The organism is Methanoregula sp. (assembly GCF_041663825.1).
GTDB lineage: Archaea > Halobacteriota > Methanomicrobia > Methanomicrobiales > Methanospirillaceae > Methanoregula.
The window spans coordinates 1-5,348 of record NZ_JBAYLY010000057.1 but is presented as its reverse complement, the minus strand read 5'-3'; the positions used below and the strand labels follow the sequence as shown (position 1 = coordinate 5,348).

5 protein-coding genes are annotated in these 5,348 nt (G+C 53.9%); all 5 read right to left on the bottom strand.

All coding sequences use genetic code 11. The features are described from left to right. On the bottom strand, positions 1–322 hold a 322-nt coding region (locus WCX19_RS14800), incomplete at its 3' end, for a hypothetical protein (RefSeq protein ID WP_373009477.1). Positions 323–381: 59 nt separating this feature from the next. Continuing rightward, positions 382–1,242, bottom strand: a complete 861-nt coding sequence (locus WCX19_RS14795; protein WP_373009476.1) for a hypothetical protein — start codon at positions 1,240–1,242, stop codon at positions 382–384. 81 nt (positions 1,243–1,323) lie between these two features. Continuing rightward, on the bottom strand, positions 1,324–1,884 hold the full coding sequence (locus tag WCX19_RS14790; RefSeq protein ID WP_373009474.1) for a hypothetical protein: 561 nt from the start codon (positions 1,882–1,884) through the stop codon (positions 1,324–1,326). Between the two features lie 24 nt (positions 1,885–1,908). After that, a complete protein-coding gene (locus WCX19_RS14785) occupies positions 1,909–3,687 on the bottom strand; it encodes a hypothetical protein (RefSeq protein ID WP_373009472.1) in 1,779 nt (592 codons plus the stop codon). After that, the coding region (locus tag WCX19_RS14780; RefSeq protein ID WP_373009470.1) for a hypothetical protein at positions 3,684–5,348 on the bottom strand (1,665 nt) is incomplete at its 5' end. The genes WCX19_RS14785 and WCX19_RS14780, both read right to left, overlap by 4 nt.

Genomic DNA, 5,348 nt, shown 5'->3' with positions numbered 1-5,348 from the left:
TGGTGTAGAACCACTGGTCCAGAGGAACGCGCACATTCGTGGCGTTGGCCTCTTGCGCAACCAGGGTGTCGCCGTCTCGCTTACGAGAGATGGCGAACGTACCGGGCCGGCGAGTGTTCACTACGTCGCCGTAGTTCTGCACTTGCGGCTCGAAATCACGGTAGACCAAATTGGCCATAACCATGTTGGATTCGAGAATAGCCAAACCTTCGTTGGCCCACATCTCGGGAATAAAAGCGTCATTGCCTGCGTCAGCGGCGTAGCCGGTGACACTGATGCCGTAACAGGCAACAGTCGCTACAGAAAGATACCACGGGTTCATCTTGTTGTCTCCAAAAGGGACAGATTCGTTGTTGTAAAAAGCAATCAGCCCCCGACTTCTTAACGGCGTCCATTAGGACGCAGACCGAGCAGTTCGGGGTTCTCTGCTCGCACCTTGAGGTACTGATCGTGTGTGAGATTACGCACGTCAATCCGTCCGTTGGAACCCGGTGTAAGGCCACCGATAGCCGAATTGCCTCCAACACCCGACACGACATTCTTACGGAAGAGATTCTGGAACTCGGGAATCTCTGTCATCCGCTTGACTGCCTCAGTTGGCGTCTTGGAGGTCATAACACTTTGTCCGGTAGTGGCATCTTTATCAGGGAAGTCCACCATGACATCAAATTGTCCGGTTCCCTTGCCGTTCGCGTCCACTTTCTCAACCAGCCTCGTCATACTCTTGAGAATTGTCACGACTTGGCTCGAACTATATGCCTCGTGCTCAACAGCGGCGTCTTGCAGTCCACGCAGGACCGTCGAATCTCGCCATCGCGTTTCAGCCTCTTGAGCACGTTTCTCAGCCGCCGTAAGTTTTCCTTGATAGGAAACTTCCAGTTCCTTCTTCTCCTGGGCGGCTTGCTGTTCTTTGCTGCGAAGTTGACCCTGAATCGTTTCCAGGTTGTCTTGCAGCGTTTGTCGTTCCTTCTCCGTCAAACTCTTGCTGTTTGCCAAAAGCTCCTTATAGGTGCCTTCGGTCTTCTCAAGTTCCTTGCGGTACTTGGCTTCCTGCTTACGCCGTTCGGTGGCGACTGCATCATTGAATTTCTTCTGTTGGTCCGGTGTGAATCCCTCGGGGGCTTTCACATCGTCGGCTGCAACCGCAGCCGCAGCAGCCGCTTCGGCCGCCTTTGCGGCTTCGTCTTCGCCTTCATAGCACGCAACGAGCGCACAGGATTTGTACCAATCACTAACACGCATAACCATTACTTCCCTTTACCCCGCAGTTTGGACCCGGTAGTTCTGGCACGGGTAATCGCCAGCCGGTGAAAGAAGCCGGGATTAAGAAACCCGGCTAACACGAATTGCGTCATCATCACGCAGGAAAGGCACAAGCAGTCGCCAAGCCATTGCCGAGGGCACACCATTGACGATGTGTTCCACTGGAACATGAGTGCGACTGAATGTGGTGCGGACTGACGCATAACCTTGGCTAACAATGCCAAGATTCTCAAGCTCCAACTCAGGGTCTTTTCCGTCAAGGAGCGTATGGGCGATCTCGTAGCACGCGCGACGGATCGCTTCTGGGACTTCTGTATCTGCACCACGCGGAAATTCCAATTCCTGCGATGCTTCGGCAACCATTACTTCCTCAATCGTAGGAGAAATATCATAGTCGCCGTTGGTCGAAGGAATATCTTGCAGGCCATAGCCTTGCAAAAGCGTGTAGACGGTACTCTTGAAGCCCTTATAATTCAATGTGTCAATAATCTGCGTGGCAGCCCAAAGGGCTTTTGGACGATCCGATTCGGCAGCATCCGTCCACGCACTCTCGTGCAGACGCATAGAAAAATAAGCGTCTGCCTCGGAGAGATCACCATAGTAAGTTGTGCTAATAGCCATCGTGAATCTCCAAGGCGTTAGAACTTAAAGTGAAATCCACGAATACTGACTCTCGTCAGTGATGTCAGCGACCTTGGCAATCGTGACAGTTAGGTCCGCGTCACCCTTGGGAGCCTCAACCACAGTGACCGTGCCCGTGTTTCCCTTGTAGGTTTCTACGACTCCAACCGAAGCTAAGTTACCCTTCACGGTTTCCACGACTCCAACCGAAGCTAAGTTACCCTTCACGGTCTCCACAACTGTTACATCCTTGACAACATCGGTGCCGGTCAAATTCGTCCCGTCGCCAACCAGAATGACCACATCGGTCTTAGCCAGCGCGCCAGTGAATTCGACAATCCAAGCTCCAGGGACACCAGTCACCGCCACATCGGAATCTCCAATGTTTGACAACGCTTTGAGAGCGATTGCAACATTCGCAGTGGATTCATTCCAAGGAATGTTTCCGGTAGTCTGGTCAACATAAGTCAACGTGAAAGTTCCACCATCAACACTTACATCCAGCGTGATCGTTTGCTTTTCATTCTTACCAGCCACGCCGGTAATCGCAGCCATGTCAGTCTTGGCCTTGCCACTGATGAACTCGACCAGATAAGGTCCGTCACCAGTGACCGTACAGTTTCCAGCACCAATGCTGGTAAGAGCACGAAGGGCCGTCTGTAGATCAGCCCCACTGACGTTGTAGTTCAACTCGGATGTCGAATTGGCACCCAAGGTCAAAATCATCTTGTCGCCGGCCACACCGTTTGTGACCGTGATCGTTTGTTTCTCGTTCTTGCCGCACGCGCCCGTCATTGCAGCCACGTCGGTCTTGGACAGGCTGTCAACAAACTCGACGACATAAGGACCATCGCCGGTGACGGAAGTCTTGCCATTGAGCGCAACGATTCCATCCAGAGCCGTTTGCAGACCAGCACCGCTGACGTTGTAATTGACCTCGGCGGTCGAATTACCACCATAGGTCATCACGAGTTTATCGCCGGCCACCGCACCAGTCACGGTGACAGTTTGCTTTTCGTTCTTGCCAGCCACGCCGGTAATCGCCCCAACGTCGGTCTTTTCCAGATCGCCGACGAACTCCACGTCCCAGCCGGTAGCACCATCCGTGACAGACACGTTGCCCGCCCCGATGCTTGTCAAACCTTCCAAAGCCGATTGAATCTGAGCGGAAGTCGCATTGTAGGCCAACTCAGATGTCGAATTTGCACCGAAGGTCAGCACGAGTTTGTCGTCGGCGATCGCATTCGTGACCGTGACGTTTTGCTTCTCATTGAGACCAACAGCGGGCGAAGTCATCAAGTCCACGTCGATCTTGGCCAATGGGCCAGTGAACGTGACCGTGTAAGGAGGTCCGCCGCCCGTGTCTGCCACTGTGCAGCCCGAGGAGCCGATCGTGGACAAAAGTCGAAGTGCCGCCTGCACTGTGGCTGCGTTGGCGTTCACGGCGATCGGAGCGGTAGTCTGACCCATGAAAGTCAGGGTGAATGTATTACCGACACTCTGGCCAGTAAGTGCCACGGTTTGCTGAGCGTTGTTCGCCGGCGTGGCAGTAACGTAAATCTTGGATGGGTCTTCAATCGGAATACAAAGTTCCTCGCCAGCGGGCAACGGGTAACCCGTCGAAACGGTAACACCTTGCGGACCAATATAGATGACAAGGTTATTATCCGTGGCTGCGCGGACGCGCACGCCCTTGTACGCCTTGTTGGCATAACCAACGGCGACGATGGGCTTGCTGGAGGCATCAGCCCCGCCGTGTCCTACGACAAAGCCACTATCTAACGATTCTTGCTGGATATTCATGGGGTTTGGTTCCCTGGGTTCTTTACGCCTTTGCCTCGAACGCGCCGGCGTTTGCTATCGTGTAAGGTTCGATCACGACCCTGTAATTTTTCCTGGGCTGGTGCTGCGGGATTCGCCGACAGGTCCGGCACCCCACGAGCGGCCGGATCGCCACCAGTTTGTCCAGCCATTGGACCGTTACCCTTCACGCTTGCCTGCGCTTGAGCCACGCGGGCGGCCCGCTCCGCATGATCCTTCTTAGCCTGAATGTGTTCGTCTGGACCAAAGCCTAGAGCCATCGAACCCGTCTTTTCGCCGCACAAGCCAGCTTCCACAGCCGCAAGGATTGTGGTTGGATCGCTGGTGGTGTAAGCAGAACTGTCGATTTCGCCGTTGACCTTCGTGATAGTCTCGACGCTGACTTTGCCGCCGATCAACGCCTGCGTGATGCTCTTGCTGATCTCGCGCTTGATCGTTTGACCAGGGACGCTAGCCATCAACTTGGAAAGCGATGTCGCCTCGTCGATGCGGTCCTGATCTGTCTTCAAGGAATAACGATCGGGATATTTGATCGTTGCAATCTTGCGTCGGCTCTCAACACGATCTTCGTAGGCACCCCAGAACTCAGCAACCTTTCGTTCCGTGCTTTCCAGAACGAGTCCGATGAAACTGAGACCTGCTTCAAGTCCGCCGCTGTCAAGTGCTTGAGTTCCGGTTGGCATTTTTCCAACAAGCGACTCGACGCCAAGATTAACCAGTCGATTGATTTCCTGAGCGATCTCCTCGCGGAGTTCCATCGACGCCTTGAGGGGGTCGGGCGATGGATTGATAAACGCCGGTGCTTGAGCCTTGATGTCATAGGCTCGACCTCGCGTTGCTCCCATCGTAATTTCATTATCGTGTGCAGCCTGTCCGCCTGCCGTCGCAGTCCCATCAGGATTTGCGGCCTGCTTCAAGTGACCGCCCACGGCCCGCATATCGCGTTGCTCGATGTAGAACGGGAAGTTTGCCTTGAGGGCAAAATTAACGTCGCTCGACAACAAATTCAGTAGCGCGATCTGATGGTTGCAAATGTCCTTCAACAAGGAGTCGCCTATGTCCGCCATCACAAACGGAATACGATTCAACTCCAGCACAACTGGACCGCCAGGATTGCCGTCTCGGTCAATTGGATCGCCGTCCGTCGAATAGAACTGCAAATTCACAAGACCCGTATTTTGGTCAATCCACAACAGCCGTATCCGTTGATAATTCTGGATGGGCAGCATCGTAGCCTGGTCAAAATCCATGACCGTATCACGAAGCAAAACCGCTTGGAATTCACTGGGATCGTCCGGCTTTGTGCAGGACCAACTCAGAATGTCTTCAACCTGGTAGGGATAAAGGTAAGGTCGAGCCTTTCCAACATCCGCCAATGTCTCGCCGGACACCACCGAGTTATCAACGAAGATGCCAACTCGGCCCATCGTCAAAAGTTCGGTAAGGCACTTGATTCCCAAGAAGGCATTCATCGTGCTGCCACGACGATCCACTCCTTGATCTAGTCCGTTGATTGCCCGCTGATAGCCGGCACTCCCATCACGCCTGGTGATGTCGTGCATCCGCTGAAAGATCGAGTTGCGAATACGATTGATCGCGGCCTTAGCGAAAGCAGGGATCGGAGTTATTCGTTTACGGGCCTC

Coding starts and splice junctions, on each gene's coding strand:
- WCX19_RS14790 (WP_373009474.1), bottom strand. CDS start 1,884: ATGGCTATTAGCACAACTTACTATGGTGATCTCTCCGAGGCAGACGCT.
- WCX19_RS14795 (WP_373009476.1), bottom strand. CDS start 1,242: ATGCGTGTTAGTGATTGGTACAAATCCTGTGCGCTCGTTGCGTGCTAT.
- WCX19_RS14785 (WP_373009472.1), bottom strand. CDS start 3,687: ATGAATATCCAGCAAGAATCGTTAGATAGTGGCTTTGTCGTAGGACAC.